The sequence below is a fragment of the Dietzia sp. NPDC055340 genome (genome assembly GCF_053645335.1).
Window position 1 is genome coordinate 106,085 of the sequence record NZ_JBSHML010000008.1, and the last position, 26,344, is coordinate 132,428.

Here is a 26,344-nt window from a genome sequence, read left to right on the forward strand (position 1 = left end):
CGAAGCGCTGCGACCAATCGGCGGGGCGGGGGCGCGGGGCACGGGGGCGACCAATGGGCGGAGCGCGGGGCGCGCGGGGGCGCAGGGCGGGGGTAGCGTGGGGCGGCACGCGGAGGTGCGAGAGGCGCAGGCAAGGCGGGCCCGCAAACGACGAACGCCCCCGTCACGTGGACGGGGGCGTTCTTGACGTGCGCCCGAAGGGACTCGAACCCCTAACCTCTTGTAATCGGGTCACTCTCCGCCGGGTCATTCCATGAGATTCGTTTACGACTGCCGACGTGGGGATATGCACCCTGCCCGCATGCTTTGGACCCTGCCGGGATTCGTCTAGGTTTCGATCAATGTGCTGGATAAAACATGGACGGGGTATAAACTTCCAGCACTCTCACGCGCGCGGCGTTTCGACAAAGCACAACACCCCCCACACCGCGATGGTGTGAGGGGTGCTGCCGTGCCAGCAGCGAGAGGGACACGGCATCCCGTCGCGCCCGAGAAGCGCGGCGAGGGGTTCTGGGGCTACGCGGCCCGGAGTCCGTTGTGGAACCTCGGGATGGCGTTGCGTGAGTCCTCGGCCTTACCGAACTTGTCACCGTCCCACACGATCCAGCCTCCGCCGTTCGGGTGCCGCTCCGGGTGGACGTGCTGCGACTCGTCGCCGGTACGGGGCTGGACGGTCGGGTAACCCGCCTCGGTGAGGGCGTCCCGGAGTGCGTACAGCTTCGAGTTCTGCGCCTGCACAACGCGGTCGTACTCCTGGACCGCACCCTTCATCGCCTGGTGTGCCTGCGCGGTGATCTCCCGCGCCTCCACGACAGCGGTCACCAGCTCGCACAGGCGCTTCTCGCCTGCCTTGCGCCGGCGGCGGATGTCGGCGGCCTCGTCCTGGCGGTGGGCGGCACGTTCGGCGTCGAGGGTTGCCGCGTACTCTGCACGCTTCTCCGCTTCGACAGCGGCACCAAGGGCACGATGCAGCTCGTCCTCGGGCACATGCTCACCGGCAACAGCGCGGGACCGCAGATGGTCGTACGCGATCCGCTCGGGCGTGATGGTGGTGGTCTGGTCGGTCATGCATCCTCCTGGGGGTCGTCGGTGATGGTGCTGGTCTGGTCTGCGTTTGCCACGTGCTCGGCCCACTCGGAGAACCCGGTGGCGAGTCGGTCGAGCAAGCTGTCCCCGTGGTCGTCGGTCGCGGTGAGCCGGTCGCCAAGGACGATGAGCTTGTCCGCCGATATGCCGGCGACGGTGGCGAGTGCTCGGAGCGTGCCGGCGTCGAGCTGGTCCTGGTGCAACTCTTCGATGAGTCGCCCGGTGGCGAGGTCTGCGGCCTCGGTGAACGAGTCCGTGAGTTCGGCCCTCACATCCGCGAGTCGTGCCGCTGTTGCCGCCGCCGTGGCGCTCCGGTCCCAGGTGATCCCCGCCTGCCGTGCGGCCTCGTCTACGGCCCGACGGCTGACACCTAGACGTCTGGATATGGCGTTGCGCCCTAGGCCGTCAGCAGCAAGCTGCGCCACCTGTTCGGGGTCCACTTTTCGCGCGGGTCCGGCACGCCCCGTCACGCTGCGTCCTCGGTGCGGCGTCGGGGGTCGTGCGCGTCGGCGGCATCCGATAGGGCGAGCAGTGCCGGATAGATCGCTTCAGGGTTCGCGGTAAGGATGTCCGCGATCTTGCGGCGCATCGTCTCCTGCTCTTCGGTGCCGGCGGGTAGCAGCACGCGCTTCCTGCCTATGCGCCACCTCTCGTCCACGGATCGGACGATGGACAGTAGAGCGAGGTCGACCTTGTGGCGGTCCAGTTGCCGGATGATGGACGCGGCACGGACGCCGGGGGCGTCGATCAGCCTGTCCACCAGGTCATGTACGTGGCACGCTTTCGCTTCGGTCAGGGTCAGCTTCGGACGTTTGGGTTCCGCCATCGGGGCCTCCAAGTGTCGGGGGGTGAGGGGTGAGGGGTTAGTCGGCGTCGCGGCGGAGCCGGTACAGGTTGCGGATGTACTTGTCCTGTCGTGCGAGGTGGGCAACACGGTCGCCTCTGCGGACGTTGCATCGTTCTCCCGGATGGGCTTTGCAGGTGGGGCATGAGAACGGCAGGGTGTCGGCGATGAACTTCTCTTCGTACGGGGTCATGCTGCGGCTCCTGCCTGGATCGGGTCGGTGCCCTGATATCCCTTCACGTCCTCTGCTGGTCGAAGTTCCCCATGCGGCAACATGACGGCGGCGACGACGCGGGTCTCGCCCAACCCGTTGGTCTGCATGAGGATGGCCGGGCACGGCTCGGAGTGGTACCGGTTCCCGCTTGTCTGGAAGGTGTTGACGTAGCCGGTGATCGGGGTGACTGCGGTGGTTGTCCACCAGTCGCGGGCGATGGCGACCTTCTCCGCCTGGTCCAGCAACTTCGTGGTGGGCAGGTATCCGCCGTCGCGTTCAACAATGTGGGATGTGCACGTGTACTGGTACAGCATCTTGCCTGCGGTCTCGACGCGGAACCCTGTCCGCTCGGCAACCTCTGCCGCGGTGATGCCGGGGTGATCTGCTACTGCGGCAAGTACGGGGTCCAACGGGCTGGTGGTCATGCTGCGTGCTCCTGGGCGGGGGTGCGTAGGTACTTGGTTCCGTCGATGGTGGCGATGCCCTCGGTTACGAACTGGTCGAGGATCGCGGGAACCTGGTCGCGGTAACGGGGCGATACGGACCCGGCGATGGTGCGGGCGTCTAGGCCGTAGGTGGCGGACAATGCTCCGAGAACTTCCCTGCGGGCATCGGGTGTGGCATGTGTGTCATGTGTGGCATTGGGTTCTGGATCACCGTCGTTTGCCACAGTTGCCACACTTGCCACAGTGAGGTGTAGGGGTGCGTAGAGTCCCCTCCCCGCCTTCTTGATGCGCTCGGACTTGACCAACCGCAGGAGGTAGTCGCGGGCGCGGTCGATCTCCAGGGTGTCGGCGACATACTTGGCCGCGACCGGGGTGGTCTGCTTGTTGATGAACTTGAGGATGCGCTCGGAGTCCACGCCCAGGTTCTGCGTATCGCGTGCCTGTTCTGCGGCCTTGGCTGCGGCCTCCAGACTGTCGCCGTCGATGGTCCATGAGCCATCGCTCACGGTGACGCTGTATTCACCTTCGAAGGCATCACGGCCTGTGACGCGGATCAGTCCGGTCTCTTCGTTGCGCTTGCGGGACAGGTTGATGGTGTAGTCGGCGGCACCGTTCAGTCCGTTGGTCCCGGAGGTGGAGTCCATCCAGTCCTCGCCCGCTTGCTTGCGGACGTGGTGGACGACGATGAAGGTAGAACCGGCGTGGCTGTCCGACACGCTTTTCAGTTCCACACCGATCCGGTAGTCGCGGTCGTATGCGGATTCGCCGGGGCGCGCCGGGGGCATGACGCGGCCCAGGGTGTCAAGAATGACCAGCGGGTCACGGTCCCCGTTTACGGCCATCCAGGCGTTAATCACGTCCATGACAAGCATGGGCGGCACTGCGGTGACGAAGTTGAAGTTCGCGGGGATGGGTTCATCTTGTAGGAGCTTGCGGGCGCGTGACTGTAGGCGACGTTCGCCGTCCTCCAGCGCGAGGTAGAGGACAGGTCGTGACTTGCCTACGGGGATGTGTCCGAACGCTTTACCGCCAACGGCGATGGACAGCGCGATCCCGAGCACGGCCCACGATTTGCCGATCTTCGGGGGGCCGGTGAGGAGTCCAAACCCTTCGGGGATGAGGCCGGGCACTGCAAACTTGAGTGGCGGGTAGTCCTGGTCGTCCAGCCAGTCGCCGGTCTTGATAAAGCTCAGTGGGTTGGTGTTCTTCTGGGTGGGCTTGGTCTCGATCTTCTGGAACTCTGTGATGGTGTGACCGGCGGCGATATGGTCCGCCGCATCCTTGCCGGTCTTTGCTGCCACCACGGTGATGCTGGCGGCGATGTTCTCCAGTTCGGCTGCGACCTGGTCGGCGTACTTGTGGCCCGCCTGATCGTCGTCGGCAACGATGGTGACGTGACGACCTGTGAGGGGGGTCCAGTCCCGCTTGCGTGCGGTGTTGGCCCCGCCTGAGGTGACGGCGTGCGCGCCCACCGATTCGAGGGCGTGAACGTCCTTCTCCCCCTCTACCACGAACACTTGTAGGTCTTTCCCCTCGGGCAGGTTTTCAACGCGGTACAGGGCAGTTCCGTCGGTATTCCCGGCCTGCCTGAACCGCTTGTTCGGGCTACGGTGAACGGTGCGCCCATCCGAGTATTCGTAGGTGACACCTTTGGGGTTGTCGAACAGGTCGGCGGCGGTGAGGCCAACATCTGCGAGGACAGTGCTAGTGTCCTCACCCGCGTGGCAGTGCATCAGTACCTGTCCGTCGATCTGGGTGATGCTGACGGACTTGTCGGCGGGCGAGTGGCCGGGGGCCTGGGCGGACGCGGTGCTGGCACTGGTGTCTGTCCAGTTCAGTCCTGCCGCGTGCCAGGCGTCACGTAGTCGGTCGATGGCGGTCATTCGGTCTCCTGAAACCCCGCCCAGACTGCTATGATCTGAGCATTCGGTTGGTTTAACGGACCCCTGTTGCGTGGTGGCGCGGGGGTTCGTTTTTTTGTGTTCATCGGGGCGGACGCGGTGGGCGTCCTCGGGAGTGGTGCGTTCAGGCCGCTTCGGGGCGAATGTCGCCTAGAAGGTCGTCGAGTTCATCGAGATCTACCCATGTCACGCGGGCGTCCCTCGGGCTGCGGTAGCGGGTGAGACTGCCGTCCCGGAGGCGGGCGAACAGCCAATGCCTGGACTTGTGCGCGTACGCGGCGGCCTCTACGGCTGACAGGTATTGCCGGTCTGGGCCGGGGGGCGTGGTCGTCATACACGAATTTTCCCGCGACGCTCCGGGTCCGAGTCGCACGCGAACTCACGGTTCCGCCACGGCCTCGGCGATGGCGTCGAGGAACAGCTGACGGTCCCCCTCGGCGAGGTGCGAGCGGATCACCGCCACCTCCTCCACGAGATGCAGGTACTCCAGCTCAACCAGCTTGCGAGCGACCCCGACGGGTAGGCCGTGCCGCCTGCGCACCTCCTGGGCGATGTCCTCGGTCGAGTACCACGTCATGGCAGTTCGCCCCACAGTTCGCCTTGGAGGCATTCGCGCTCCAGGCGGGCTTTCCCGTACCTGAACGCCGCGTCGAGGAACTCCCACGCTTTCAGGTCGCCTTCGACGTACTCGCGCATGTCGTCGTGAAGATGCATCGCCGCGACGGACTCATCCCGGTACGCCTTGTTCAACTCGCGGTTCACGCCGCGTCTCCCGTCTTGACGGTGTTGGCGTCCAGCCAGGCGTCGATGTCCTCGGCCCGGTACCGGATGAGCCGGCCCACCTTCACGTAGCTCGGCCCGATCCCCTTGTGCCGCCACTCGGCGAGACGTTGGACGGTCACGCCGAAGTCCTCGGCGACGGTCGGCGGGTTGAGTAGCCCCTTGCGGTTCATCCTGTCCTCCTACGGTTGGATATGCGAGCATCCTTTACTCTCACAGGACAATAGCGGTACCGTGAAGCCATGACAACCGACCACGGCAAATCCACACGTAGAATCCGTCCCCATGCGGGACAACTCGGACGACTCTCACCTCACGCCGGAACAATGGCGGGAACACCTCGCTGCCCGAGTAGGTGCTGGGATTCGGCGGAGGCGAACTGAGTTGAAACTCTCCGCACAGAAGTTGCAGGAACGGACCGCAAGCCTGGGGTTCCCGGTAGCGCGTGGCGCTATCGCAAAGCTCGAAAATGGTCAGCGCGGCGGCAAGATCGAAATCTCTGAGTTGATCGTCCTGGCGCAAGCGCTGGAAACGTCGCCCACCATGCTCCTGTGGCACGACATGCCAGACGGCGATGCCTGGTACTTGCCAACAGTGAAAGACTCCGCGTGGTACGCCCATTCTTGGTGGACCGGCGAAAGCGCTGTCAGTGTCCAGGGCGTCAACACCGGCGGTAACCGCCAAACAGCTATGGACTCTATGCGCAAGATGTCGCTAGACAACTTGATGTCAACTCGGCAGGCGCTAAGACATGCGGACGATAACCCGTACCTGACCGATGACCGTATCGCCAAGATGGTGAACAGCATTCCCGAGTTGGAGCAACACGCCCGGGAAGATGGCTGGACAGTGAAGGGCCGCGACGATGGCTAGGCGTCGGCTCCGCGTGGGAGAACTCGGAGAAGTCCGCGTTAAACAACTCGGCCCACGCCACCACCGTGCATTCGTCAATGTGCGGTGCCGCGACGATCAACTACGTCAAGTCCAGGCGGACGGCGAGTCCAGCGAGAAGGCACGCGCCGCCGTCCGTATCGCTGCCAAACGTCGCGCCGGTGTCATCGAGGACGGCATCGGCCCGCAGACCAAGTTGTCGAGAGTCATCGACCTTTGGATCGACGGGAAGCTGGAGGCCGGGGAGATCGCCGTTCAGACGGCAGAAACGTACCGTGCTGACGCTCGCGGCATGTCCGGCGACAACGGCGGCATCGCCGACATGCGCCTGGAGGACTGCACGGCGGAGATCGTGCAGACGTGGTTGAAAGACGTGTCGAAGTCTCGGCCCGGATTGGCTAAGCGGTTCAAGGTCATCGTGCGTGGCGCGTTCGCGCTCGCTGATGAACGTGGCGCGAACCTGGATCGGCCCGACCCCGTAGGGCAGGTGCGGTTGACTCGCTCCAAGCGGACAGCTCCACGCGCCGCGACCCTCGATGACCTCCAGGCGGTGCGCCGCCGGATAGCGGCATGGCAGGCAGGCGACGACAGTAAGCAACGCGGAGGCCGTCCACGGTGGCAACACACGGGGCACGCCCTGGACATCATGCTGGCGACAGGATGCCGCATCGGCGAACTGCTGGCACTCACGTGGGATGACGTGGACCTCACGTCGACCCCTGCCACCATCACCGTGTCGGGCACCATCATCCGGCTGGAGGGGACCAAGGCCGAAGGCGGTGGGCTGGTCCGTCAACCGACCCCCAAAACTGCGAGCGGGTATCGGACGGTGGCGCTGCCCCGGTTCGCCGTCGACGCCCTCATGGCCTTGAAGGTGAACGCTCCACGCTCCGACCAGAACCTAGTGTTCGTCAATGCCGTGGGTGGGCCGATTGATCCCCACAACTGGCGTAGGCGGTGGCGGGAGATTCGGGGCGACGAGTACGCCTGGATCACTCCGCACACGTTCCGGCGGACGGTGGCAACGCTGGTGGATCGGGAAGTCGACACTGAGTCGGCGGCGGCGGTGCTCGGGCACTCCGGTACTGCGGTCACTCGGAAGCACTACGTCGAGCGGGCATCGGTCGCGCCGGATATGTCGATGGTTCTGGATCGGCTCGGCCCGCAGGACGTAAACACTGGATAAGTGCTGGATCGGTGAACCCATAACCGACCAAACAGAAACCCCCGCTGACCTCATTCGTGCAGGTCAACGGGGGTTTCTTCTTGTGCGCCCGAAGGGATTCGAACCCCTAACCTCTTGATCCGTAGTCAAGTGCTCTATCCATTGAGCTACGGGCGCATACTCATATTCTTCTGTCGTGCCAGATCAGCCGGTCGCCCGGCTCTCCGACATGGCGGAGGCGAGAGGATTTGAACCTCCGGTCCCCTTTTAGGAGGACAACTCATTAGCAGTGAGTCCCATTCGGCCGCTCTGGCACGCCTCCTGGAGGCTCTGCTGAGCCAACGAGGAATAACAGTACACACAGCCGTCGTCGGTTCGCAAAACGCCCGGTCACCTGCTGGTCGCCCGATAGTCCTACGCTGTACTCATGTCCCCTGACGTGCGCAACGATCTCGACGCCATCCCCGCCTACGTTCCCGGCGCGACAGTGCCGGGTGCGGTGAAACTCGCCTCGAATGAGACGACGACGGGGCCGTTGCCGAGCGTGGCCGTCGCGATAGGTGAGGCCGCCTCCGGCGCCAACCGATACCCCGACATCACGGCGCGCGCGCTCGTGGAGCGGCTCGCCGACTACCTCGGGGTGGCACCGGAAAACGTCACGACCGGCTGTGGCTCGGTGGCGCTGTGCCAGCAGCTCGTGCAGGCGGTATGCGCGCCGGGCGACGAGGTGATCTTTGGCTGGCGATCGTTCGAGGCGTACCCGATCATCACCCGCATCGCCCACGCCGTGCCGGTGCAGGTCCCCAACAGCGCCGACGGCTCGCTGGACCTGGACGCGATCGCGGCCGCCGTCACCGATCGGACCCGCCTGATCTTCGTGTGCACCCCCAACAACCCGACGGGCCCCGCTGTCAGTCGCGCCGAACTCGGGGCGTTCCTGGACCGCATCCCCGATCGCGTCACCGTGGCCCTGGACGAGGCCTATTACGAGTACATGCGTTCCGAGGACCCCGTGGACGGGGTCGTCGAGGCCATGTCCCGGACGAACGTCGTCTCCCTGCGCACCTTCTCCAAGGCCTACGGGCTGGCCGGCCTGCGGGTGGGCTACCTGGTGGGCCCGGCGGAGCTCGTCACGTCGGTCGCCAAGATGATGGTGCCGTTCTCGGTGAGCTCGCTGGCGCAGGCCGCGGGCATCGCATGCCTCGAGGCCGGCGGCGAACTGCGGGTGCGCACCGATGCGGTGGTCGCCGAGCGCGGCCGTGTCCGTGATGCCCTGCTCGGGATGGGCTTCACGGTTCCGGACAGCCAGGCCAATTTCGTCTGGCTGCCGCTGGGCGACCGGTCCGCGGCGTTCGACGAACACTGCGGCGAGCGCCTGGTCATCGTCCGCTGTTTCGCCGGCCACGGGGTGCGGGTGTCGATAGGCGATCCCGATGAGAACGACAGGTTCCTCGCTTCCGCGAAGGAATTCGTAACCGGAATGTGACTGTTCCGGCGGGGTCCCGTGACCTGGCGACGGCACCATGGGCGAGGTTCGGGAAGCAGACCTCAAGTCCGCTTTCCCTTCTGCCACGCCCAACTACGGCCGCCCTGTGAGGAGTCGATGTGCAGCAACTGAGTTCACGCCCTGTGCCGAACTCCGCAGCTGCCCATACGTCCGTAACGACGATCACGTCCCGGCCGGGCTCCGCCGCCACGGTGGCGGCGCTCGTCATCGCGGCCGTCACCGCGCTGGCCATGGGTCTCGTCCAGGCGCCCGTCGCGGCTGCTCAGGCGGGTGCGGCCAACGAAACCAGTAAGCCCTGGAGCCCGTCCGTCGAGGCGCAGACGGTGCGCATCCTCGGGATCGGCGAGTTCTCGGGGGCACTGTCCCGACCGGTCGGCTTCCAGGGCGAGTTGCGCGACGGATCCGGGAACGTCCGCCCCGCCGGCGGGGGTCCCCACCTCGCCGCCACCGTCGCCAAGCTGCGCGCCCAGTCCGACAACGCGCTCCTGCTGGCCACCGGCGACTCGATCGGCGGGACCGCACCCGAGGCGGCGTTGTTGGGCGACCGTCCGACCATCGAGTTCTTCAACCGCATCGGGGTCGACGGGGCCGGCATCGGCCGCCGCGAGCTCGACAAGGGCGCCGACCACATCCGATCCCTGGTCAAGCCCGCTTGCCGGTCCGAGCAGGAGTGCCGGGTCGACCCGCCGCTGCCGCCCTTCCGCGGGGCGGCTTTTCCGTTCCTGGCCTCCAACGTGGTCCCGTCGCACGACGCGGCGCCGACGTTTCCCTTCGCCATCCACCGGGTCGGCGACGTCCGCGTGGGCGTCGTGGCGGTGACCATGCCGCCGGAGGGGGCTCCGGAGACCACCACCCGGCTGGCCGACCCCATGCGCGCGCTCGATGACACGGTGGAGTCGCTGCAGTTCCTGGGCGTCGAGGCGATCGTCGGCCTGGTCCAGTCCGATTCCGTGCACGACAACCTGGACCCCGGGGCCTGTCCGGAGCAGCTCACCGAGATCGACATGGTCAAGAACGTCAACCCGGCGGTCGACGCCCTGATCGTCGGCGCGTCCGGCGGCCCGGCCACGTGCCGCATCCTCGACGCGGACAACGACGAGCGGGTGGTCGTCGCCCCTGCTTCCCACGGCCGCTCGGTCACCGTCGTCGACCTGGCCGTGGATCCCACGACCGGCCACGTCATCCGTCCGCAGACGTCGGTGTTCAACCAGACGGTCAACCTGGACATTGAGCCGGATGCCGCCACCGAGGAGCTCGTCCGTCAGGCGCGGGCAGCCTCGGCGCCGGCTGCCCGCGAGGTGATCGGCGAGGCATCCGAGACGATCCCGCTCGAGATGGACGAGAACGGTGAGTCCCCGCTGGCCGACGTCATCGCCGACGGGCAACTCCACGCGGCGCGCGGCCGGGGCGCGGATCTCGCGCTGTCCAATCCGGATTCACTCCTGGCCGACATGCCGCGAGGCCCCCTCGACTATGCCACCCTGCACACCGTCCAGCCTTACGGCGACCGCCTCTACCTGGTCACCATCACCGGCCAGGACCTCCAGGACGCCTTCGACCAGTTCGCCGACGACATCGGCCACCACGGCCCCGCCGTGTCCTCGAACGTGCGCTACACCGTCGATATGAGCAAACCCGAGGGGGCGCGCGTCACCGAGCTGACGGTGGACGACGAGCCGGTCGACCCGGCCGCCGAGTACACCGTGGTGGTCAACGAGTTCCTCTCCTCCCCCGAGTGGAACGGCTCGCCGTTCGCCGAGCGCGGCACCCGCCGCGAAGCCGGCCTCACGGACATCTCCGCGCTGACGCGCTACGTCACCGATGAAGGACCGCTCACGTCGCCGAAGCCGGGCCGGGTTCGCGTCATCCGCTGACTCACCTGTGCTTTCCGTTGTGGCTCAGCCCCGTACGTGGCGGTACGTTCGCTTCGCCTCAGCCAGACGCTAAGCTGAGCTTCATTCTTTGTGCGGCGTCGTGCCGCGCGAGACGCCCTGCGGACGCTCGCGCCGTGCGAGGTTGCTCTTGTCGAATGAAGACTCTAACGAGGTAGTGACTGTGCCCCTGAGACGTGGTGTCAGCCGTCGTCCGTATACCGCGGCGATCGCGCTGTCCCTGGCCTCTGCGCTCATCGCGCTGCCGGCCTGCGCCTCCCCCGAACCGGTGGCGAAAGTTGACCCGACGGTCGACGGCCCCGCGCGACTGGACGAGGTCGCGGTGCAGCGCTTCGAGTACCCGACTCGTGCCGGTGAGCCCGATCCCGAGCAGAACTGGGCCGATCTCTATATCCCGGCGGGTGAGGAGGAGGTCGATTCCCTGCCGCTGGCCGTGATCATCCACGGCGGCGCGTGGCAGAGCGAGATCGGCGCGGATGCGTTCGACCCACTGGCCCGCGAGCTGGCCACCCGCGGCATGGCGGTCTACAACATCGAGTACCGGCGACTCGGTTCGGGCGGAGGCTGGCCCACGACGTTCCGGGACGTCGCCGACGCCCTCGACCATGTGGTGAAGGTCGACGAGATGTTCCCGCAGATCACGATCGACGACGAGGTGGTCGTGGGGCACAGCGCCGGCGCCCAGCTCGCCGTGTGGGGTGGGACCAGGCATCTTCTCGACGACGACGAGGTCGGCTCCCGTCCCCGGTTCCGCCCCACCCGGGTCGTCTCGATCGCCGGGCCCCTGGACGCGGTCTACGCGGCCGAGAACGGCGACGATCGGATCGTCAAGGCGATCGGCGGCACCCCGTCGCAGGTGCCGGACCGCTACGCGATGGTGGACCCGATCCAGAACATCGCCCCGGACACCCCGGTCGTGGCGTTGCACGGCTCCGAGGACACGGTGGTGTCGCCCGAGAATTCGCGCCGCTACGTCACCTCGGCCCGCCGGGCCGGCGGCGACGCCAAGCTGATGGTCATCGACGGCGAGAACCACGTGTCGATCGTCTCCGGCGACTCCCCCAACTACTCGAAGGTCCTCGATACGATCACGCGGGTGTCAGCAGCGGACCTCGGGGGCGTCGTCAACGACCGACCGTCGTAGGTGAGTCCGTGCGGTGCGGAAGCACGCACGCGACGAGAGCCAGGCCGACGGCACACCACAGCGCGGCGGTACCAAGTTTGCTGAATGCCGCCCCGCCGACAACTGCTCCACCTGCGAAGACCGCCCAGAATCCAAGAGTTTTCGACCATGCCCACGGCCGGTCTGATCCGACTCCCTCCACCAGCTGATGCGCAGCCTTGACAAGGGTGCCGGTGACGTAGGTCAGGCCGACGTGGACATCGGTCTTCGCCGCGAGCGCCGAGTTGATGAGGCCCGCCGCGATCGCTGTGACTACCAGACCGGCCATCGGTGACACCGTGTTGGCGACGATCGTGCCAACCAGTATCACCGCCGCTATCGAGACCATCAGTAGCCGGTGGGCAGCGCGCCCCGCATATCTGACCAGCGCCGCGCCCCCCACGTTTCCGGCGAAGAACAACGCGATCAACACCGCGGACAGACTGGCCGGATGCCAGTGCCCGTTCGCTGACGAGGAACCCAGGATCGTGGTGTTTCCCGACATGAACGCGACGAAACTGCCCTGCAAGACCACGAACGCCACCGCATCGACGAATCCTGCGATTGCCAGCAACCATGCACCGAGCAGCGCCTCGGACTGGCCTACTCGACCAGTCTCAAACCCAACCACGGGATCCTTCTTTCTCGCATCGTGATATCCGGAGAAGGCCTCGGCTCCCGGTGGATGCTGGATGCATCCACCGGGGACCGGGGCCCACCGTGGTTTGCTCTATCCGATCATCTTGCTCGGATCGACGACGTCATCGAAGGTTGTCGCGTCGATGTACCCGGTCGCGAGTGCGGCCTCGCGCAGGGTAGTGCCCTCATCATTCGCCTTGTGGGCGATGGCCGAGGCCTTGTCGTATCCGATCACCGGAGACAGCGCCGTGACGAGCATCAGGGACTGCTTTAGCAGATCGGCGATCCGATCCTCGTTCAGTTCGACTCCCTCGATGCAGTACTCGCGCAGCTTGACCGCGGCGTCGCCGAGGATCCGTGCGGAATGGAGCACATTGTTGATGATGATCGGGCGCATCGCGTTCAGCTCGAAGTTGCCCTGCGAGCCGGCGAAGGCGACGCAGGAATCCTCGCTGAGTACCTGAATGCAGACCATCACCATGGCCTCGCACTGGGTCGGGTTGACCTTGCCCGGCATGATGGAACTGCCGGGCTCATTCGCGGGCAGCGACAACTCACCGAAGCCGCAACGCGGCCCCGAGGCCAACCAGCGGATGTCGTTGGCGATCTTCATCAACGGCACCGCCAGCGCTCGCATACCCGAACTGGCCGCCACCATCGCGTCCAGCCCGCCCTGGGCTGCGAACTTGTTCTCCGCAGTCACAAAGGGATAGCCGGTGAGCTCGGCGATCTTGGCCGCGGCCTCGACGTCGAAGTTCTCCGGCGCGTTCAACCCGGTTCCCACGGCCGTACCGCCCAGGGCCAATTCATACAGCCCCTCGGCGGTCTGCTCCAGCCTCGCGATGCCCTGCTCGAGTTGACGCGCGTAGCCGGACCATTCCTGCCCGACGGTCAGCGGTGTCGCGTCCTGCAGGTGGGTGCGGCCGATCTTGACAACGTCTTTCCACTTCGTCGCATTGTCGACAAAGGCCTTCTGCAACTCCTTGAGGGAGGGCAGGAGCCGCTCATGGATCTCCTTGACGGTGGCGATATGCATCGCGGTCGGAAAGGAGTCGTTGGACGACTGGCCCATATTGACGTGGTCGTTCGGATGGATCGGATCCTTAGACCCCAGTATCCCGCCGACCAACTGGATCGCCCGGTTGCTGATGACCTCGTTGACGTTCATGTTCGACTGGGTGCCCGAGCCCGTCTGCCACACGTAGAGGGGAAAGTGCTCATCGAGCGCTCCGGAGATCACCTCGTCGGCAACCTGCGCGATCACGCCCGATTTCCACTCGGGAAGCCGTCCCGCGGCACCGTTCACCAATGCCGCGGCCTTCTTCACGTAACCGTAGGCGCGGTAGACCTCGTGCGGCATCTTGTCGTTGCCGATCGAGAAGTGCAGCAGAGAACGCTGGGTCTGGGCGCCCCAGTACCTGTCGGCCGGAACATCGATTCTGCCCATAGAGTCTGTCTCATGGCGCTCACCGGTCGCATCGATCCCGATCGGCAGATCCAGAATTTCGGGTGCAGTGGTCTCGTCAGCACTCATTCGGCAACCTCCGGGTAGACCGGCTGCCACATTGCATCCTCGACTGCCTGCACCAAGTTCTCGGGTGTGTTGGTGGCGACCCCCTCCTCCATAGCCTGCTTGGCTACCGCGAGCGCGACGATCGCGGACGACGCACGCAAATCGTCTACGGGTGGCAGAAGCGATGCTCCGAGCGCAGTCGGGTCGACCTGATCGGCAACGGCCTGTGCCGCAGCGAGCAGCATGCCGTCGGTCACATGCGTGGCGCCAGAGACGATGGTGCCCAGCCCCAGCCCCGGGTAGAGAAGGGCGTTGTTCGCCTGACCGATGTTGTAGTCGACCCCGTGGTATGACACGGGGTCGACCGGGATCCCGGTCGCGATGAGCGCACGGCCTTCCGACCAGGGAACGGCATCGGCAGGCATGACCTCGATGCGCTCGGTCGGGTTGGAGAGCGGCAGCAGGATAGGTCGTTCGACACCTGCGGCCAGGGCTTCGACGACGGCCTTCGGGAATCCGTTGTGCATCGTCGACGTACCGATGAGGACCGTCGGCTTCACCTGCCGGACCACATCGAGCAGGCCGATGACGCCGTCGGTCCGTGACCAGTCAGCCACCTCTGCCGCCGGCCGGGCGTAGGCCGCCTGGTAGTTGGGCAGGTCCGGCATGTCGTCGGTCACCAGACCGTTCCGGTCCACCAGCCAGACCCGCGCCTTCGCCTCCTCGGCGGACAGCCCATCCCGGACCATGGCTGCACTGATCTGGTCCGCCATGCCCGTGCCTGCGGTACCTGCACCGAAGACCACCAGTCGCTGTTCGGAGAAGGTCTGCTTGGTCACCTTGAGTCCGGAGAATACCGCGGACATGACGATCGCGCCGGTGCCCTGCATGTCGTCGTTGAAGATCCGGTAGTTCGGGCGGTTCTCTTCGAGGATGCGACGCGCGTTGCTGGGGCCGAAGTCCTCGAAGTGCAGAAGGGCGTTCGGGAACAGCTCGGAGGCTGTCTTCAGGTAGAGGTCGATGAAGTCGTCGTAGCGCTGGCCGGTGATCCGGGCATGCCGGTTGCCGAGATACGCAGGGCTGTTCAACAGCACCTCGTTGTCGGTGCCGACGTCCAGGTTCACGGCGATAACCCGGCCCGGGTCGATTCCTGCAGCAGCGGTGTACACCGCGAGCTTGCCGATCGAGATATCCGTGCCGTTCACGCCCCAGTCGCCGATGCCGAGGATCTCCTGGGCGTCGGAGACGACGATCAGATCGACGTCGTCGGCACCGAGGCCGAGACCCTCGAACGATGCGCGCACGTCCTCCGGGCGATCGATCGACAGGTACACGGCGCGGGAGTCGCGGTAGTCGTTGCTCCATTGCTTGATCGCATCACCGATGGTCGGGTCGTACACGATGGGCAGCATCTCGGCGATGTGGTCGACCACGACCTTGTAGAAGAGCACCTCGTTGCGATCATGCAACTGGTCCAGGTATGTGTACTTCTCCAGGTCAGTCTGGTACTGGCTGATCTGCTTGTAGCAGCGCGCAGCCTGCTCGTCGAGGGTCTCGACCGCGGACGGCAACTTGCCGACCAGGCCGAGACGAGCACGCTCTTCGACCGTGAACGCAGTTCCGCGATTCCGCAACGGGTCATTACCGATTTCTGTGGACATGGCTCCTCTTCGACGCTCCATCGTGGACAAGACTTGTGCGCGCTCGCCATTTCATTTCGCCGTGCGAAGATGAAATACTTCGCTCCGAAAAGAAACCCTTCGTCGCACAATTCTGGATGTTAGCGAAGATTAACGGTTCCAGCAATAGGGGAACAGCAACCGCCGCCCGAGCGCCTCGCCACACCTCACTTAACACACAATTGGCGAAATTATGCGGGTTCTACGAGCTGCGTGACAACGTCCACATGCACGCGCACTAGAACAGCCAAGCCGGCTACCGCGAGGTCACCGGCCGTTACGGAGCCGGAACACTCCGCTAGCTGAGATTCTCCTCAATTAAATCAGTTGCGACAGCAGATGTGCGAGACTGCGAGACGCGCCATTACAAACGTCCTAAGCGGAATTAATCACCATAACTCCGCGCCGAGGAATCACGCGTCCGTATACGTATTAGTTACTGTTCCGTTCACCAATCGACCGCCAGAATTAGCCTCGTGACTCTCACGAACCGTGAGTCAAGCCGCTGAACGCAGTCACGGGTCCGTTCTGGGCTGATTTCGAGGGCGGGGCATGGCCGGGGCCCGACTGGCGCCCCGGGTATGCGGGTTCCGGGAGTCCTTCGGGGGCGTCGGCGCAGAGGTTCGGCAGTCAGCTGAACGCGGTGCGTATTTGGTGCCAGCCTGCGACGACGGCGGTGGCCCAGCGCCAAGTTCTGTCGTTCGTAGGCACGTCTGTCTGGCTGGGGGGGTGATGCGTGCGGCCACATGCAGGACGCGATAGCGGAACGCGGCGATCTCACAGCGGGCCCGCGCCGGATCGCCGTGGAAGGTCATGAGTTTGGTCCAGGCGATCAGGTCGATGGCCATCGTGGCGACCCCGAGCCAGGCGGCCCCGACGCCGAACTGGTGGTTATCGACGGCGAGAACCACGTGGCGATAGTCTCCGGCGACTCCCCCCAACTACTCGAAGGTCCTCGACACGATCGCGCATGCGTCCACCGCGGAACTCGCCGACGTGGTCGGTTGAGCCGCCCTTCGGTCGGGCTCTCCTCGCCCGCCGTCCGGCGGGGTCGGCATAGGTGTTGGTGACGTGGATCATCAGCCTGATGACGGCGACCGGTACGACCCAGTTGAGCAGGAAGTCGAGGAGGTGGGGATCGTTTGTGCTCGCCGCCTGGTCGTCCAGGGCGGTCACGAACAGCGACGCCGCCCCCATGGCGATGATCGCGATGCCCCCACAGCGCCGACTGGACCAGGTTCGTCCGACGGAACGGCGCGCCCCAGCACTCCCTGCGAGGCGCTGGGCCACCAGGGCGAAGCCGATCCACGGGACGAAGCCACCGACGATCGTTAACGTGTGGAGGTTCTTCTCCGATGTGTCTGACATGCTGTGCTCCTCTCTGCGGCGTGGCCGCGAGGCGGCAGCCAGTCAGGACAACGTGGAGTCGAGCCAGGCGAACATTCGGGTGTCGGTGAGTTGCCGCGCCAGCGGTTGGCAGTGGAGGTTGGCGCCCTCGGCCGCGGTGAATGTCGCGACCTCGGTGGGGCCGCCCGCCTCATCCGCGAGACGGACGGACTGGCCGGGCCAGAACTGCTCGCCCTCGGGGTCGGTGACCAGGAGCGGGGTGGTGATCCGCGCGGCCTCCTCGCTGGTCAACCTGTATCGGTGCACCTCCGTGAGCGTGTCGAAGTAGCTGTCGGTGCCGTAGGGGCGTGCGCGGAATGTCCACGTCCGTGCCGTGGTCGGTGAGAACCTCATCCCGAGGGCCATGTCGCGATCGAACGCGTCCTTCTTGCCCGACCGGAACAGCGTCATCAACGGAGACGGGATGTTCGCGTTCCACGACGCCGCCACGTCCACCACGCCGGGATCGGCGATCGCCGCGGCGAACCGGTGCTCGTGGGCCAGCGCCCGCGCCACCCAGAACCCGCCCTGGCTGATTCCGTACAGGGCGAGCCGCCCGGCGTCGACGTCCTCGCGCTGTAGCAGGAAATCGACGACGGGGCTGATCACCGCCTCCCAGTCGGGACGGAAGCCGATCCCCCGCTCGAAGAGCATCGACTGCTGGCCCGGACCGTCGAAGAGGAGCACGTTGTATCCGCGGGCCACCGCGCCTGCGGCGCCGTTGGTCCAGAGCCCGCTGGTGGCCCCGTCGCTGCCGTTGACCATCACGAGGGTGGGCGCCGGTCCGGGGTGGACACCGGATCGGAGGAACCAGCCCGGCATGTGGTCCGCCTCGTACGGGATCTGCACGCGATCGATCGGCCTGTCGGTGGTGTCGACAAAGCGCTCCCAGGCGGAGTGCTGGAGGCGGAACGTGGGCAGCAGTTGTTCATCGGACTGCAGTCCGCTCACCGAGTTGACGGCCACCGAGAAGTAGGTGGACGACCGGAGGTAGGCCATGGAGGCGCTCACCGTTCGACCGGCAGCCGCCTCCTCGTCGGCGGCGGCACGGACCCGGCTCCCGAGGTCGTGCCAGGCCCGGAACCAGTGATCGTGGTCGCCGTCGGCGACATCGTCGACCGTGGCCAGGACCTCGCCGGCCTCGGCGGCCCCGTAGGCGACCGCCCCGAGCAGGCCGCGCACCTCGTAGTCGAAGTCGGCGCTCCGGTAGAAGCCCTTGCTCAGTGCGCGGTGGGGGCGGGCCGAGAAGAAGGTCGTCATGGTCAGCGTCCTCGGCAGTTGGAGGTGGGTGGAAGGCCGGCGAACCGCTCGGTGAAGAACTGCGCGGTCTGGGCCTGGAAGGGCAGGAAGGCCTCACCGTGGGCCAGCCGGTCGTACCGCGCGTACGTCACGGCGACACCGCGACGGCAGTAGTCGCCCGCCAGCCCCGCGACGTCGGCGGTCACCATCACCGAGTCACCTGTGCCGTCGGCGTCCCCCACCGCGAGCAGCATCGGGACACGCGGGGTTCCCGCCGTACCCATGATGTTGTCGTCGATCGCGCTCACGACCGCCGGCACGTCCAGGAGAGACGCATAGGGCTCGCGGACCATCTGCGCGTCGGTGAGGCCGGGGTAGCTGGCCGCGAAGGCGTTGATGCACTGCGTGCTGACGGTGTCGACGATCTGCTGACCGCGATCGGACAGGAAAGTGCTCGTGTCCAGTCCGTAGGCGCGTTGATAGGCGACGACGAGCGCGGGGATGACGCCGGCCCACGAGGAGCTGCCGCTCACGTACGGGAGGTTGTGCGTGGGGTTCACCGGTAGTCCGCCTGCGGCGGCGCCGACGATGTTCAGCTCGGGCGCATAGTCCGGCGCCACCTCGGCTCCCCATTCGGTGGGCACCGAGCCCCCGGAGTATCCGATCAGCCCGACCGGGGTGGAGGGCGGCAAGCCCAGCACGTTCTCGGCCGCCCGGATGCCGTCCAACGCGGCATAGCCCGACTGTCGCCCGATGGTCCACTCCAGGTCGGGGCCCTCGTAGTCCGGGACCACCACGGTGAACCCGGACGCGAGGTATCCGGCGATGACCCCCTGTTCGAACGTTCCCGCCTGGCTGGGAGCGCCGTCGCCGGTCAGGGTGTACGACGGGTCGCACTCGGCGCCGAGCGCGTCGTAGGCCATGTGGTACGAGATCAGTTTGGCCGGGCCGGGTACGACCGGCCGCAGGACCGTGGCGACCGTGGTGGTCGCTCCTCCCGCCTGATCGGTGGTCCGGTACAGGATCTGGGTACCGGTCAACGGGGTCTCGTGGGCGAGCGAACCGTAGGGCATGGTGCGGGTGTCGAGCACCGAGCCCGGCGCCCGGTCCTCCAGCGGGCCGTCGGTCGTGTAGAACGGGTCCGCGGACGGCAGGGGCACCGTCGGCGGAGCCGCGGACTGCGCCGCCGCCGCGCCGGCCCCTGTCGTCACCCCGGCACAGAGCAGGAGGGCGGCGACGCCGGTGGCGGCACCCCGGCGGAGCGCGTTCGTGGTGGGGTTGTCCCACCGCATGGCGATTATCAACGGACGTCCGTCTAGGCGATGAATTCGTGCGGGACCAGGTCACCGATGTCCATCGGTGGGAGGGCTCGGACGCCCATCATGATGACGTCGCAGATCAGCGCGGTGGGAGCGCCGGTGGTGCACACGTAGTTGTCCAGTTTGTCCCAGTTGTCGCAGTAGCCCGCGAAGCAGTAGGTCAGCCCGTCTGGCGAGGCGCTCCAGGGTGGTCCTGCCGGCTTGGGCCGGTCGATGTGGTCGGCCGAGGCTGTGCCCGACGCACCGAGCACGGCTGCCGCGGCGAGACCGCCGGCGGTCGCGAGGACTCGAAGCTGTCGCATCATGACGAGGATTCCGTTCCCGGTCGCCGGGGTCGTGGGAGGGCGGCGGCCGACACGACCATCGTGGCGGCAAAACGCTGTCTGTTCATCGGTCTGTACACGCATTTTTCGCTGCCATCGGCGGTTCCGGACCGCCCGTCCGGGGCGACTCCGTCCGCTACGCTTCGAAAGATGCGATCGCCGCCGCCCGGTTCACGACTGGCGGTGATCGACGACATCGCGTCGGCGGTGGACCTGACGACCGGCGGAACGCGGGCTCGCACCGTGGTCGTCACCGCCGGGCCGGGAGTGGGAAAGACGTACGCCCTCCGCGAACTCGCCGGCCGTCCCCTGGGCAGGGCGACGCGGTGGACGGTCGCCGACGACCTGTCCTGGCGGCAGCCCTACGCGGTGGCCGCCACGCTGCTCGGCGTGCCCGTACCCTGTCCTGTCCCGCTGGATTTCGTCACCTCGCTGGACGCGGTGGTCGATTCGCTGTGCGCGGAGGAGCCCCAGCTGCTGATCGTCGACGACGCCCACAACGCGGACTCGGGCACCCTGGAGTTTCTCGGCTCGTTGTCCGCCGTCGCGCGCGACCTGCCGCTGGCGATCCTTCTGGCCCGCCGACATCTTCCGCTACGTGCGTCGTTGGCCAGACTCCTCTCCCGCCCCTGGGTGGCCGAATGGCACCTGCCCGCGATGGACGAGGCGGAGCTCGCGGCGCTCTGCCACCAGCAGCTGGGCGCGTGGCCAGACCGCGCCCTGGCCGACCTGTTGGCGCGGTCCTGTGGAAACCCGCTGCATGCCAGGGCGATGCTCGACGAGCTCAGGGCGGCGGGCAACGTGGTGGTCGCGGACGAGCGGGCCACCGTCCGTGGCGCGGTGGGCACGGTGTCGTCCGTCTCCCTCGAAACCGCGGTCGGCCAGCAACTCTCCCTTCTCGACGCACAGTCCCGCGCTCTGGTCCAGAAGGTGGCGGTCTGGGGTGGGCCGGTGACGCTCGACGAGTTGGCCCTGCTCGACGACGTCCCGCCCGCCTCGCTCATCGGTGCCGCACAGACGGCGATCGACGCCGGGGTGATCATCGCCGCGGCACAGGGCGGACTCACCGTGACACACGATGTCTACGCGGACGTCGCCTACGACGGCCTCGACCAATCCCTGAGGCGGGTGCTCCACACCGCCATCGCCCGACACCACGAGAGTCGCGGGCGGCCCCAGTTGGTGGCCCACCACCTGCTGGCGGCCGGGGCCGACGGGTCGACCGCGGCCACGGCGATCTCCGACGCGCAGGGAGAACTCGTCGGGGCGCCGGCCGTGGCCGCGGATCTGCTGGACACGGCGGTCGCCTCGGACACGCCACTGCCCACCCGGACCCTTGAACTCGATCTCGCCACCGCACTCGCGCGGTCCGGTCAGCTCGCCCGCGCGACCGAGGTGGCCGAGCAGGGCTTGGCCGCCTGCTCCGACCCGGCCATCCTGGCCCGGCTCCACCGCGTCCTGCTGTTCAGCCTGATCGCGCAGGGACGCACGTCGCAGGTGCTGGAGCTGATCGCGCAGACCCTCCGGCTGCCGGTCGACTCACCGACGCGCGACGTCCTGCTCGATCTGCAACGCTATGTCCGCCTGCTCGCCGGCGAGGCACCTGTGTCCCCGGAGCCGTATCCCGTCTCCGACCCCGGAAACGTCAGCGAGATGGTCACCGAGGCCCTGCGCCGCTTCCTCACCGGGGACGGGATCGGCGGTCTGGGGCTGGCGCCGGCGAGTGGTCCGAGTTGAGCACCTCCGCCGATATCTGGCCGCCGTTCATCGAGCTCTACATCCACGGTCCGGCGGCCGCGGATGCCCTGCTCGACAGCGCGATCCAGCGACGCGCCGAGAGGGGCGTCGGGTGGATGACGGCGTATCACGACTTCACCCGTGCGGGGATAGCGCTGTACCAGGGGCGGCTGGGCGATGCCGTCGCGTCGGCGGATGCCGGTCTCGAGCGGGCCGCCGGCGGTGATCTGGGCTGGACGTCGCTCGCCGAGGGGACGCGGGCGATCGTCGGCGTCTACCGCGGGGAGTTCTCCCGCGCGGCGACCCGCCTGGACCGGTTCGCCGCGTCCGGGCTACCGGACCAGTTCGGCCTCCCTGTGCTCGGGCAGGCGCGGGTACTGCTCCTCGAGATGCAGCGCAAACTCCGGCCCGCGCTGGCCGCTGCGCGCCGGTGCTGGGACCACACCGGGGGCCTGGGCCTCGACGGGTGGCTGCCGGTGATGGCCGTGGACTGTGCCCGGATCGCCCACCGCGCCGCGGACACGGAGTTCTCGCGGGAGATCTCCGCAGCCCTCGCCGGGCTGCCATCGCCGCCGGCGCCCGCGATGGTCGGCCCGGTCGGTCTGGCCCGGGCTGTGTGCGCGGGAGATCCCGGCGTCATCCTCGGGGCTGCCGTGCCCTGCGCGCACTCCGCACGCGAGCTCGGAGACGTCCTCACCGAGTCGGCGGCCTGGGAGGAGGCGGCGTGCGCTGCCGCTTCGGCCGGTGACAAGGCGGCGGCCCGGGGGCACGGCCACCGCGCGGTGCTGCTCTGCCAGAACATGGGGGCTGCGGCGTTGTCCGCCCGCATCACCTCGCGGCTGCGCGCGTCGGGGGTGCGGATGGATGCCCGCAAGGTACGGGAGCGGCCCCGCGCCGGGTGGGAGGCCCTCACCCGCACCGAGATGACCGTCGCCGAGTTGGTGGCGGCCGGGCACAACGGTGCGGAGATCGCCCGCGAGCTCTGCATCTCGCCGCGCACCGTCCAGACCCATGTCTCCCACGCCCTGCACAAGCTCGACCTGCGCACGCGGGTCGAGCTCGCGGCGCTGGTCGCCGCGCGCGGGCAGCGGCGTCGTTGATCAGCCGTCGACGGCTACGTGCCCGACGGTGACGGGCCCCAGGACGACGGGGTGGAGGCCGGCCACGTCAGCCGGCTCCAGCACGCCCAGGTCGACCCGGTGCAGGAGGTCCGCCCCCACATCGTGGCGCTGTGACACCAGAGCGGTGAGCACTCGACTGCCGTCGGCACGGGTCTCGATCCAGGGGTCCTTCATCGCGACCTCGACGATGTTGAACCGCGCCGTGGCCGTGACGGTGCCGCGGTACCGCTGGACACCGTCGCCGACGGCGGCCTCGGCGGCGTGGTCGCGGGTGAAGCTCACGCGCTCCCCATCCTGCTCGGCTGCCCCGGCCCGGGGGTTGATGCCGCCCTGGAGGGCGGAGGTCGCCTGGTGGACGAGGCCGGCGTCCACGACGAGGTCAGGGGTCGGCTCGGGCGGGGTGTCGGGCCCGGGCTCGGGCGAGTAGGCGATCGGGACGTAGAACTCCTCGGCGGCGTTGACCGAGCCGGCGCCGGCGTAGACGTACACGCCCCAGTTGTCGCCCGGGGTGTTCTCGGCAGGGTCTACGACGATCCGGGCGGTGAAGCTGCCGTCGTCGGCCATCGGCTGGGCCACGCGGGCGATCGACCGATGCATGTCGATTGGCGCCTTGGGAATCGCCTCGAGCGTTCCGGCGGGGGTCACCCATGCCATCCGGTCGTGCGGGTGGGTGCGGGAGCCGGACGGGGCGTCCTCGCTCGGCTTCCAGTGGTCGGGGAACGCACTGTAGAGGACGTACACACCGTTCGGGACACCCGGCGGGACCGGCAGTGGGAAGCCGCCCTGGTTGGCCTGCGGGGAGAAGCCGGTGCCGTGGATCAGCAGGACGTCGCCGCGGTGGACGGTGAGGCCGTCGACCGGCCGGCCGTCCCCGGTGGTCACGGTGACCTGTGGGTTCTGCTGGACCTCGGGGAAGAACGGGAGGTCGTCGGGGACCGTCGGCGCGGCGGACGCCGTGGCCGCGGTGCCGGCCACGGCGGGGGCGAAGGGGACGACGACGGCGAGGGCGATCGCGCCCAGGAAGCTCTTCCACAAGCTGGTCATACCCACAACCATAGGTTAGGTGACCCTAAGATCGACCTTCGCCCTCGAGTTCACGCCCGCGCCTTGCGCAGCGCTTGCACTGCAATACCTGCAGGTCTTCTGCGGAAGTGGAGGGATTTGAACCCCCGGTGCTGTTCAGGCACGCTCGCTTTCAAGGCGAGTGCATTCGGCCGCTCTGCCACACTTCCCCGCCGCCGGCCGCGACACGCACGACTGCGTAGTTCCACGTGGAACCACACGCTGACGACGGTGACCATCGTAGTGGACCCCCGACGACCGCACGAAGCCGCGCCTCCACGACCCGATCGATCCCGGCCGGATGCCCGGTCCTGCGGTCGCGACTACGGTCGGGTTCATGAAGGCCATCGAGTACACGAACGGACCCGACACCCTCCGCCTGACCGAGGTCGACGATCCGACTCCCGAGCAGGGCGAGGTCGTGATCGATGTGGCGGCCACGGCAGTGAACCGCGCCGACCTGCTGCAGTCCCGGGGTCACTACCCGCCGCCTCCGGGCGCGTCGGAGATCCTCGGACTGGAGTGTTCGGGTCGCATCTCGGCGGTCGGCGAGGGCGTGGAGGGCCTGGCGATCGGCGACGAGGTGTGCGCGCTGCTCGCCGGCGGCGGCTATGCCGAGAAGGTCGCGGTCCCGGCCGGGCAGGTGATGCCGGTGCCGGCGGGTCTGACGCTGCACGAGGCGGCATCGCTACCGGAGGTGGCGTGCACGGTGTGGTCCAATCTGGCGATGACGGGCGGCCTCGGCCGCGGAATCCTCGCCGGGGACGCCCACTGGGGCGATCAGGAGCTGGGCGCGCCGCGGGTCCTCATCCACGGCGGGGCAGGCGGGATCGGCTCGCACGCGATCCAGGTGTGCCGCGCCCTCGGCGCACGGGTGGCCACCACCGCCGGCGGACCGGAGAAGGTGCAGATGTGCCGCGATCTGGGCGCGGACCTGGTGATCGACTACCGGGACGAGGACTTCGTCGAGACGGTCACGGAGTGGACCGAGCACGACGCGCGCGGCCGCGGTGTCGACCTGATTCTCGACGTGATGGGGGCCAAGTACCTCGAGCGGAACGTGGCATCGCTGGCTCCGGACGGCCGCATCATCGTGATCGGCCTCCAGGGCGGGGTGAAGGGCGAGCTCAACCTGGGCGGATTGCTGCCCAAGCGCGCCGGGATCATGGCGACGAACCTCCGGGCCCGCCCGGTGGACGGGCCCGGGGGGAAGACCGGCATCTGCCGGGAGGTCGTGGATGCCGTGTGGCCGCTGGTCTCCGCGGGCGATGTGACCACCCGCGTCTCACGCGAGATCCCGCTCGCGCAGGCGGCCGACGCACTGGCCCTCCTGGAGTCCGGCGACTCGCACGGGAAGATCCTGCTGACCGTCAGCTGATCGGACTCCGCGGTCCCGGAGCGGTCGATGTGCATCGGCCGAGTACCGGTCGCACGTAATGTGTCCGCATGATCACCGAGTTCGATCCCCGACCGGGATCCGCCCGGAATCGGCCAGGAGCCAGAGACTGGGACTTCATCCGCGCCTGGACCGATGACAAGTACATGAGCTTCGATGTCCGCCCTCACGGGAGGCGGATCACCCCGTCGTCGTCGATGTACTCGGTCGCCATCGGCGAGATGACGATGACGCATTTCACCTACGGCATCCACGTCGACCTGGACGGGTTCGCCGTGGACTCGGGCAACATTCTCGTACTCACCACCGTCGACGGGAACACCCGGCATGCGGGCCTGCGAAACAGCACGGAACTGACCGGCGGCCAGACCTACGTCGTGGACTGTGCGCACTCCCCCTACCGGCTGGAGGCGGACACCGAACACCTGCAGCTCAACCTGACCATCCCCCAGCGTCTCCTCACCGACCTGTCTCTCCGGTGGTACGGCACAGCTCCCGACAGTCGGCTGTGGTCCCGGCCGTGCGTCGTGGGCGGCCCCGGCAGTCCGTGGCTGAGCCTTCTCGACTACACGTCCCGGACCGCCGCGGTGGATCCCGCGGCGGTCGCGTCAGGGCCGGCAGGTCGCCACCTCGAGGAGATGCTGGTCGCCCAACTGCTGGGCGACTGGTCACGCGGGGTCGGCCTCGACCTGTCGTCGCCGCGTTCCGTTCCGGCCCCCGGATACATCCGGACAGCCGTGCACTACATCGATGCCCACGCCCATGACCTGCCCACCGTTTCCGAGATCGCTGCGGCGGCCGGGGTCAGCGCCCGCGCCCTGAGCGGCGGTTTCGCCAAGTACGTGGGAATCTCCCCGCGGGCCTATCTCAACGAACGCCGGCTCTACGGAGTGCGCCGCGAACTGGCCGGCGGAGCCGCTTCGGTCGCCTCTGCCGCGCACGCCTGGGGCTACGTCAACCTCGGTTCCTTCGCCGCCTCCTACCGCCGCCGATTCGGCGAGAACCCGTCACAGACCCTGAGAAGCTCCTCGCACATCTGAGT

General features: G+C 67.4%; 26 protein-coding genes and 3 tRNA genes. 9 read left to right on the forward strand and 20 right to left on the reverse strand.

Going from position 1 to position 26,344, the window contains the following annotated elements:
* Positions 1-516: 516 nt before the first annotated feature.
* The 9 genes from ACWIFB_RS07960 to ACWIFB_RS08000 form a co-directional block, all read right to left on the reverse strand.
* The gene (locus tag ACWIFB_RS07960; protein WP_454057898.1) at positions 517-1,068 is read right to left on the reverse strand and encodes a hypothetical protein; all 552 of its coding nucleotides are present in this window, start codon (positions 1,066-1,068) and stop codon (positions 517-519) included.
* Positions 1,065-1,556: a hypothetical protein gene (locus ACWIFB_RS07965; protein WP_454057899.1), complete on the reverse strand. Its 492-nt coding sequence runs from the start codon at positions 1,554-1,556 to the stop codon at positions 1,065-1,067. The genes ACWIFB_RS07960 and ACWIFB_RS07965 overlap by 4 nt, the downstream gene beginning before the upstream one ends.
* Positions 1,553-1,912, reverse strand: coding sequence for a hypothetical protein (locus ACWIFB_RS07970; protein WP_454057900.1), 360 nt, complete (start codon positions 1,910-1,912; stop codon positions 1,553-1,555). The genes ACWIFB_RS07965 and ACWIFB_RS07970 overlap by 4 nt, the downstream gene beginning before the upstream one ends.
* A 37-nt stretch (positions 1,913-1,949) precedes the next feature.
* Entirely contained in the window at positions 1,950-2,123 is a 174-nt protein-coding gene (locus ACWIFB_RS07975; protein WP_454057901.1) for a zinc finger domain-containing protein, read from the reverse strand.
* Positions 2,120-2,569, reverse strand: a complete 450-nt coding sequence (locus ACWIFB_RS07980) for a hypothetical protein (protein ID WP_454057902.1) — start codon at positions 2,567-2,569, stop codon at positions 2,120-2,122. The genes ACWIFB_RS07975 and ACWIFB_RS07980 overlap by 4 nt, the downstream gene beginning before the upstream one ends.
* On the reverse strand, positions 2,566-4,473 hold the full coding sequence (locus ACWIFB_RS07985; protein WP_454057903.1) for an AAA family ATPase: 1,908 nt from the start codon (positions 4,471-4,473) through the stop codon (positions 2,566-2,568). The genes ACWIFB_RS07980 and ACWIFB_RS07985 overlap by 4 nt, the downstream gene beginning before the upstream one ends.
* 397 nt (positions 4,474-4,870) lie before the next feature.
* The gene (locus ACWIFB_RS07990) at positions 4,871-5,068 is read right to left on the reverse strand and encodes a hypothetical protein (RefSeq protein WP_454057904.1); all 198 of its coding nucleotides are present in this window, start codon (positions 5,066-5,068) and stop codon (positions 4,871-4,873) included.
* Positions 5,065-5,253 carry a hypothetical protein gene (locus ACWIFB_RS07995; protein ID WP_454057905.1) on the reverse strand — a complete coding sequence of 63 codons (189 nt, stop codon included), beginning with the start codon at positions 5,251-5,253 and terminating at the stop codon, positions 5,065-5,067. Before ACWIFB_RS07995 ends, ACWIFB_RS07990 begins: the two co-directional genes overlap by 4 nt.
* A complete protein-coding gene (locus ACWIFB_RS08000; protein ID WP_454057906.1) occupies positions 5,250-5,444 on the reverse strand; it encodes a helix-turn-helix transcriptional regulator in 195 nt (64 codons plus the stop codon). Before ACWIFB_RS08000 ends, ACWIFB_RS07995 begins: the two co-directional genes overlap by 4 nt.
* Before the next feature lie 211 nt (positions 5,445-5,655).
* Here ACWIFB_RS08000 and ACWIFB_RS08005 point away from each other — a divergent pair, with 211 nt between their 5' ends.
* Both ACWIFB_RS08005 and ACWIFB_RS08010 read left to right on the forward strand, forming a co-directional pair.
* Positions 5,656-6,144 (forward strand): hypothetical protein, encoded by a 489-nt coding sequence (locus tag ACWIFB_RS08005; RefSeq protein WP_454057907.1) that lies wholly within the window; start codon positions 5,656-5,658, stop codon positions 6,142-6,144.
* 13 nt (positions 6,145-6,157) lie between these two features.
* Entirely contained in the window at positions 6,158-7,348 is a 1,191-nt protein-coding gene (locus ACWIFB_RS08010; protein ID WP_454057908.1) for a tyrosine-type recombinase/integrase, read from the forward strand.
* Between the two features lie 83 nt (positions 7,349-7,431).
* Here ACWIFB_RS08010 and ACWIFB_RS08015 read toward each other — a convergent pair.
* Both ACWIFB_RS08015 and ACWIFB_RS08020 read right to left on the reverse strand, forming a co-directional pair.
* Positions 7,432-7,504, reverse strand: a tRNA-Arg gene (locus ACWIFB_RS08015).
* A 53-nt stretch (positions 7,505-7,557) separates the two neighbouring features.
* A tRNA-Ser gene (locus ACWIFB_RS08020) sits at positions 7,558-7,649 on the reverse strand.
* 105 nt (positions 7,650-7,754) lie between these two features.
* Here ACWIFB_RS08020 and ACWIFB_RS08025 point away from each other — a divergent pair.
* The 3 genes from ACWIFB_RS08025 to ACWIFB_RS08035 all read left to right on the forward strand — a co-directional run bounded on the left by ACWIFB_RS08025 (position 7,755) and on the right by ACWIFB_RS08035 (position 11,870).
* On the forward strand, positions 7,755-8,813 hold the full coding sequence (locus ACWIFB_RS08025) for a histidinol-phosphate transaminase (protein ID WP_454057909.1): 1,059 nt from the start codon (positions 7,755-7,757) through the stop codon (positions 8,811-8,813).
* Between the two features lie 119 nt (positions 8,814-8,932).
* Positions 8,933-10,708 (forward strand): bifunctional metallophosphatase/5'-nucleotidase, encoded by a 1,776-nt coding sequence (locus ACWIFB_RS08030; RefSeq protein WP_454057910.1) that lies wholly within the window; start codon positions 8,933-8,935, stop codon positions 10,706-10,708.
* A gap of 286 nt (positions 10,709-10,994) precedes the next feature.
* The gene (locus ACWIFB_RS08035) at positions 10,995-11,870 is read left to right on the forward strand and encodes an alpha/beta hydrolase family protein (RefSeq protein ID WP_454057949.1); all 876 of its coding nucleotides are present in this window, start codon (positions 10,995-10,997) and stop codon (positions 11,868-11,870) included.
* On the opposite strand, the gene ACWIFB_RS08040 is transcribed toward ACWIFB_RS08035, so the two are convergent.
* The 7 genes from ACWIFB_RS08040 to ACWIFB_RS08070 form a co-directional block, all read right to left on the reverse strand.
* On the reverse strand, positions 11,851-12,519 hold the full coding sequence (locus tag ACWIFB_RS08040; protein WP_454057911.1) for a YoaK family protein: 669 nt from the start codon (positions 12,517-12,519) through the stop codon (positions 11,851-11,853). The two genes, ACWIFB_RS08035 and ACWIFB_RS08040, sit on opposite strands and share 20 nt — an antisense overlap.
* A gap of 99 nt (positions 12,520-12,618) precedes the next feature.
* Complete coding sequence (fumC, locus tag ACWIFB_RS08045; RefSeq protein WP_454057912.1) at positions 12,619-14,061, reverse strand: class II fumarate hydratase; 1,443 nt, start codon at positions 14,059-14,061, stop codon at positions 12,619-12,621.
* Positions 14,058-15,701, reverse strand: coding sequence for an NAD-dependent malic enzyme (locus ACWIFB_RS08050; RefSeq protein ID WP_454057913.1), 1,644 nt, complete (start codon positions 15,699-15,701; stop codon positions 14,058-14,060). The genes fumC and ACWIFB_RS08050 overlap by 4 nt, the downstream gene beginning before the upstream one ends.
* 909 nt (positions 15,702-16,610) lie before the next feature.
* Positions 16,611-17,087 carry a hypothetical protein gene (locus ACWIFB_RS08055; RefSeq protein ID WP_454057914.1) on the reverse strand — a complete coding sequence of 159 codons (477 nt, stop codon included), beginning with the start codon at positions 17,085-17,087 and terminating at the stop codon, positions 16,611-16,613.
* Positions 17,088-17,129: 42 nt separating this feature from the next.
* Positions 17,130-18,365: an alpha/beta hydrolase family protein gene (locus ACWIFB_RS08060; protein WP_454057915.1), complete on the reverse strand. Its 1,236-nt coding sequence runs from the start codon at positions 18,363-18,365 to the stop codon at positions 17,130-17,132.
* Between the two features lie 2 nt (positions 18,366-18,367).
* The gene (locus tag ACWIFB_RS08065; RefSeq protein ID WP_454057950.1) at positions 18,368-19,636 is read right to left on the reverse strand and encodes a lipase family protein; all 1,269 of its coding nucleotides are present in this window, start codon (positions 19,634-19,636) and stop codon (positions 18,368-18,370) included.
* Between the two features lie 23 nt (positions 19,637-19,659).
* Positions 19,660-19,965: a hypothetical protein gene (locus ACWIFB_RS08070; protein ID WP_454057916.1), complete on the reverse strand. Its 306-nt coding sequence runs from the start codon at positions 19,963-19,965 to the stop codon at positions 19,660-19,662.
* Between the two features lie 171 nt (positions 19,966-20,136).
* On the opposite strand from ACWIFB_RS08070, the gene ACWIFB_RS08075 reads away from it, so the two are divergent.
* Together ACWIFB_RS08075 and ACWIFB_RS08080 are read left to right on the forward strand one after the other, a co-directional pair.
* A complete protein-coding gene (locus ACWIFB_RS08075; protein ID WP_454057917.1) occupies positions 20,137-21,723 on the forward strand; it encodes an AAA family ATPase in 1,587 nt (528 codons plus the stop codon).
* Positions 21,720-22,823 (forward strand): helix-turn-helix transcriptional regulator, encoded by a 1,104-nt coding sequence (locus tag ACWIFB_RS08080; RefSeq protein ID WP_454057918.1) that lies wholly within the window; start codon positions 21,720-21,722, stop codon positions 22,821-22,823. The genes ACWIFB_RS08075 and ACWIFB_RS08080 overlap by 4 nt, the downstream gene beginning before the upstream one ends.
* Here the strand turns inward: ACWIFB_RS08080 and ACWIFB_RS08085 are convergent, their stop codons facing one another.
* Positions 22,824-23,888 (reverse strand): HtaA protein, encoded by a 1,065-nt coding sequence (locus tag ACWIFB_RS08085; protein ID WP_454057919.1) that lies wholly within the window; start codon positions 23,886-23,888, stop codon positions 22,824-22,826.
* Positions 23,889-23,990: 102 nt separating this feature from the next.
* Positions 23,991-24,076: transfer RNA gene (locus tag ACWIFB_RS08090), tRNA-Ser, on the reverse strand.
* A 167-nt stretch (positions 24,077-24,243) separates the two neighbouring features.
* On the opposite strand from ACWIFB_RS08090, the gene ACWIFB_RS08095 reads away from it, so the two are divergent.
* Positions 24,244-25,284, forward strand: coding sequence for an NAD(P)H-quinone oxidoreductase (locus tag ACWIFB_RS08095; protein ID WP_454057920.1), 1,041 nt, complete (start codon positions 24,244-24,246; stop codon positions 25,282-25,284).
* Between the two features lie 68 nt (positions 25,285-25,352).
* The gene (locus ACWIFB_RS08100; protein WP_454057921.1) at positions 25,353-26,342 is read left to right on the forward strand and encodes a helix-turn-helix domain-containing protein; all 990 of its coding nucleotides are present in this window, start codon (positions 25,353-25,355) and stop codon (positions 26,340-26,342) included.
* Positions 26,343-26,344 lie beyond the last annotated feature (2 nt).

Excerpts from the sequence above, each read along its gene's own strand:
- ACWIFB_RS07960 (WP_454057898.1), bottom strand. The coding sequence starts at position 1,068 with ATGACCGACCAGACCACCACCATCACGCCCGAGCGGATCGCGTACGAC.
- ACWIFB_RS07970 (WP_454057900.1), bottom strand. The coding sequence starts at position 1,912 with ATGGCGGAACCCAAACGTCCGAAGCTGACCCTGACCGAAGCGAAAGCG.
- ACWIFB_RS07975 (WP_454057901.1), bottom strand. The coding sequence starts at position 2,123 with ATGACCCCGTACGAAGAGAAGTTCATCGCCGACACCCTGCCGTTCTCA.
- ACWIFB_RS07980 (WP_454057902.1), bottom strand. The coding sequence starts at position 2,569 with ATGACCACCAGCCCGTTGGACCCCGTACTTGCCGCAGTAGCAGATCAC.
- ACWIFB_RS07985 (WP_454057903.1), bottom strand. The coding sequence starts at position 4,473 with ATGACCGCCATCGACCGACTACGTGACGCCTGGCACGCGGCAGGACTG.
- ACWIFB_RS07990 (WP_454057904.1), bottom strand. The coding sequence starts at position 5,068 with ATGACGTGGTACTCGACCGAGGACATCGCCCAGGAGGTGCGCAGGCGG.
- ACWIFB_RS08000 (WP_454057906.1), bottom strand. The coding sequence starts at position 5,444 with ATGAACCGCAAGGGGCTACTCAACCCGCCGACCGTCGCCGAGGACTTC.
- ACWIFB_RS08025 (WP_454057909.1), top strand. The coding sequence starts at position 7,755 with ATGTCCCCTGACGTGCGCAACGATCTCGACGCCATCCCCGCCTACGTT.
- fumC (WP_454057912.1), bottom strand. The coding sequence starts at position 14,061 with ATGAGTGCTGACGAGACCACTGCACCCGAAATTCTGGATCTGCCGATC.
- ACWIFB_RS08050 (WP_454057913.1), bottom strand. The coding sequence starts at position 15,701 with ATGTCCACAGAAATCGGTAATGACCCGTTGCGGAATCGCGGAACTGCG.
- ACWIFB_RS08055 (WP_454057914.1), bottom strand. The coding sequence starts at position 17,087 with ATGTCAGACACATCGGAGAAGAACCTCCACACGTTAACGATCGTCGGT.
- ACWIFB_RS08060 (WP_454057915.1), bottom strand. The coding sequence starts at position 18,365 with ATGACGACCTTCTTCTCGGCCCGCCCCCACCGCGCACTGAGCAAGGGC.
- ACWIFB_RS08065 (WP_454057950.1), bottom strand. The coding sequence starts at position 19,636 with ATGCGGTGGGACAACCCCACCACGAACGCGCTCCGCCGGGGTGCCGCC.
- ACWIFB_RS08070 (WP_454057916.1), bottom strand. The coding sequence starts at position 19,965 with ATGCGACAGCTTCGAGTCCTCGCGACCGCCGGCGGTCTCGCCGCGGCA.
- ACWIFB_RS08075 (WP_454057917.1), top strand. The coding sequence starts at position 20,137 with ATGCGATCGCCGCCGCCCGGTTCACGACTGGCGGTGATCGACGACATC.
- ACWIFB_RS08085 (WP_454057919.1), bottom strand. The coding sequence starts at position 23,888 with ATGACCAGCTTGTGGAAGAGCTTCCTGGGCGCGATCGCCCTCGCCGTC.
- ACWIFB_RS08095 (WP_454057920.1), top strand. The coding sequence starts at position 24,244 with ATGAAGGCCATCGAGTACACGAACGGACCCGACACCCTCCGCCTGACC.
- ACWIFB_RS08100 (WP_454057921.1), top strand. The coding sequence starts at position 25,353 with ATGATCACCGAGTTCGATCCCCGACCGGGATCCGCCCGGAATCGGCCA.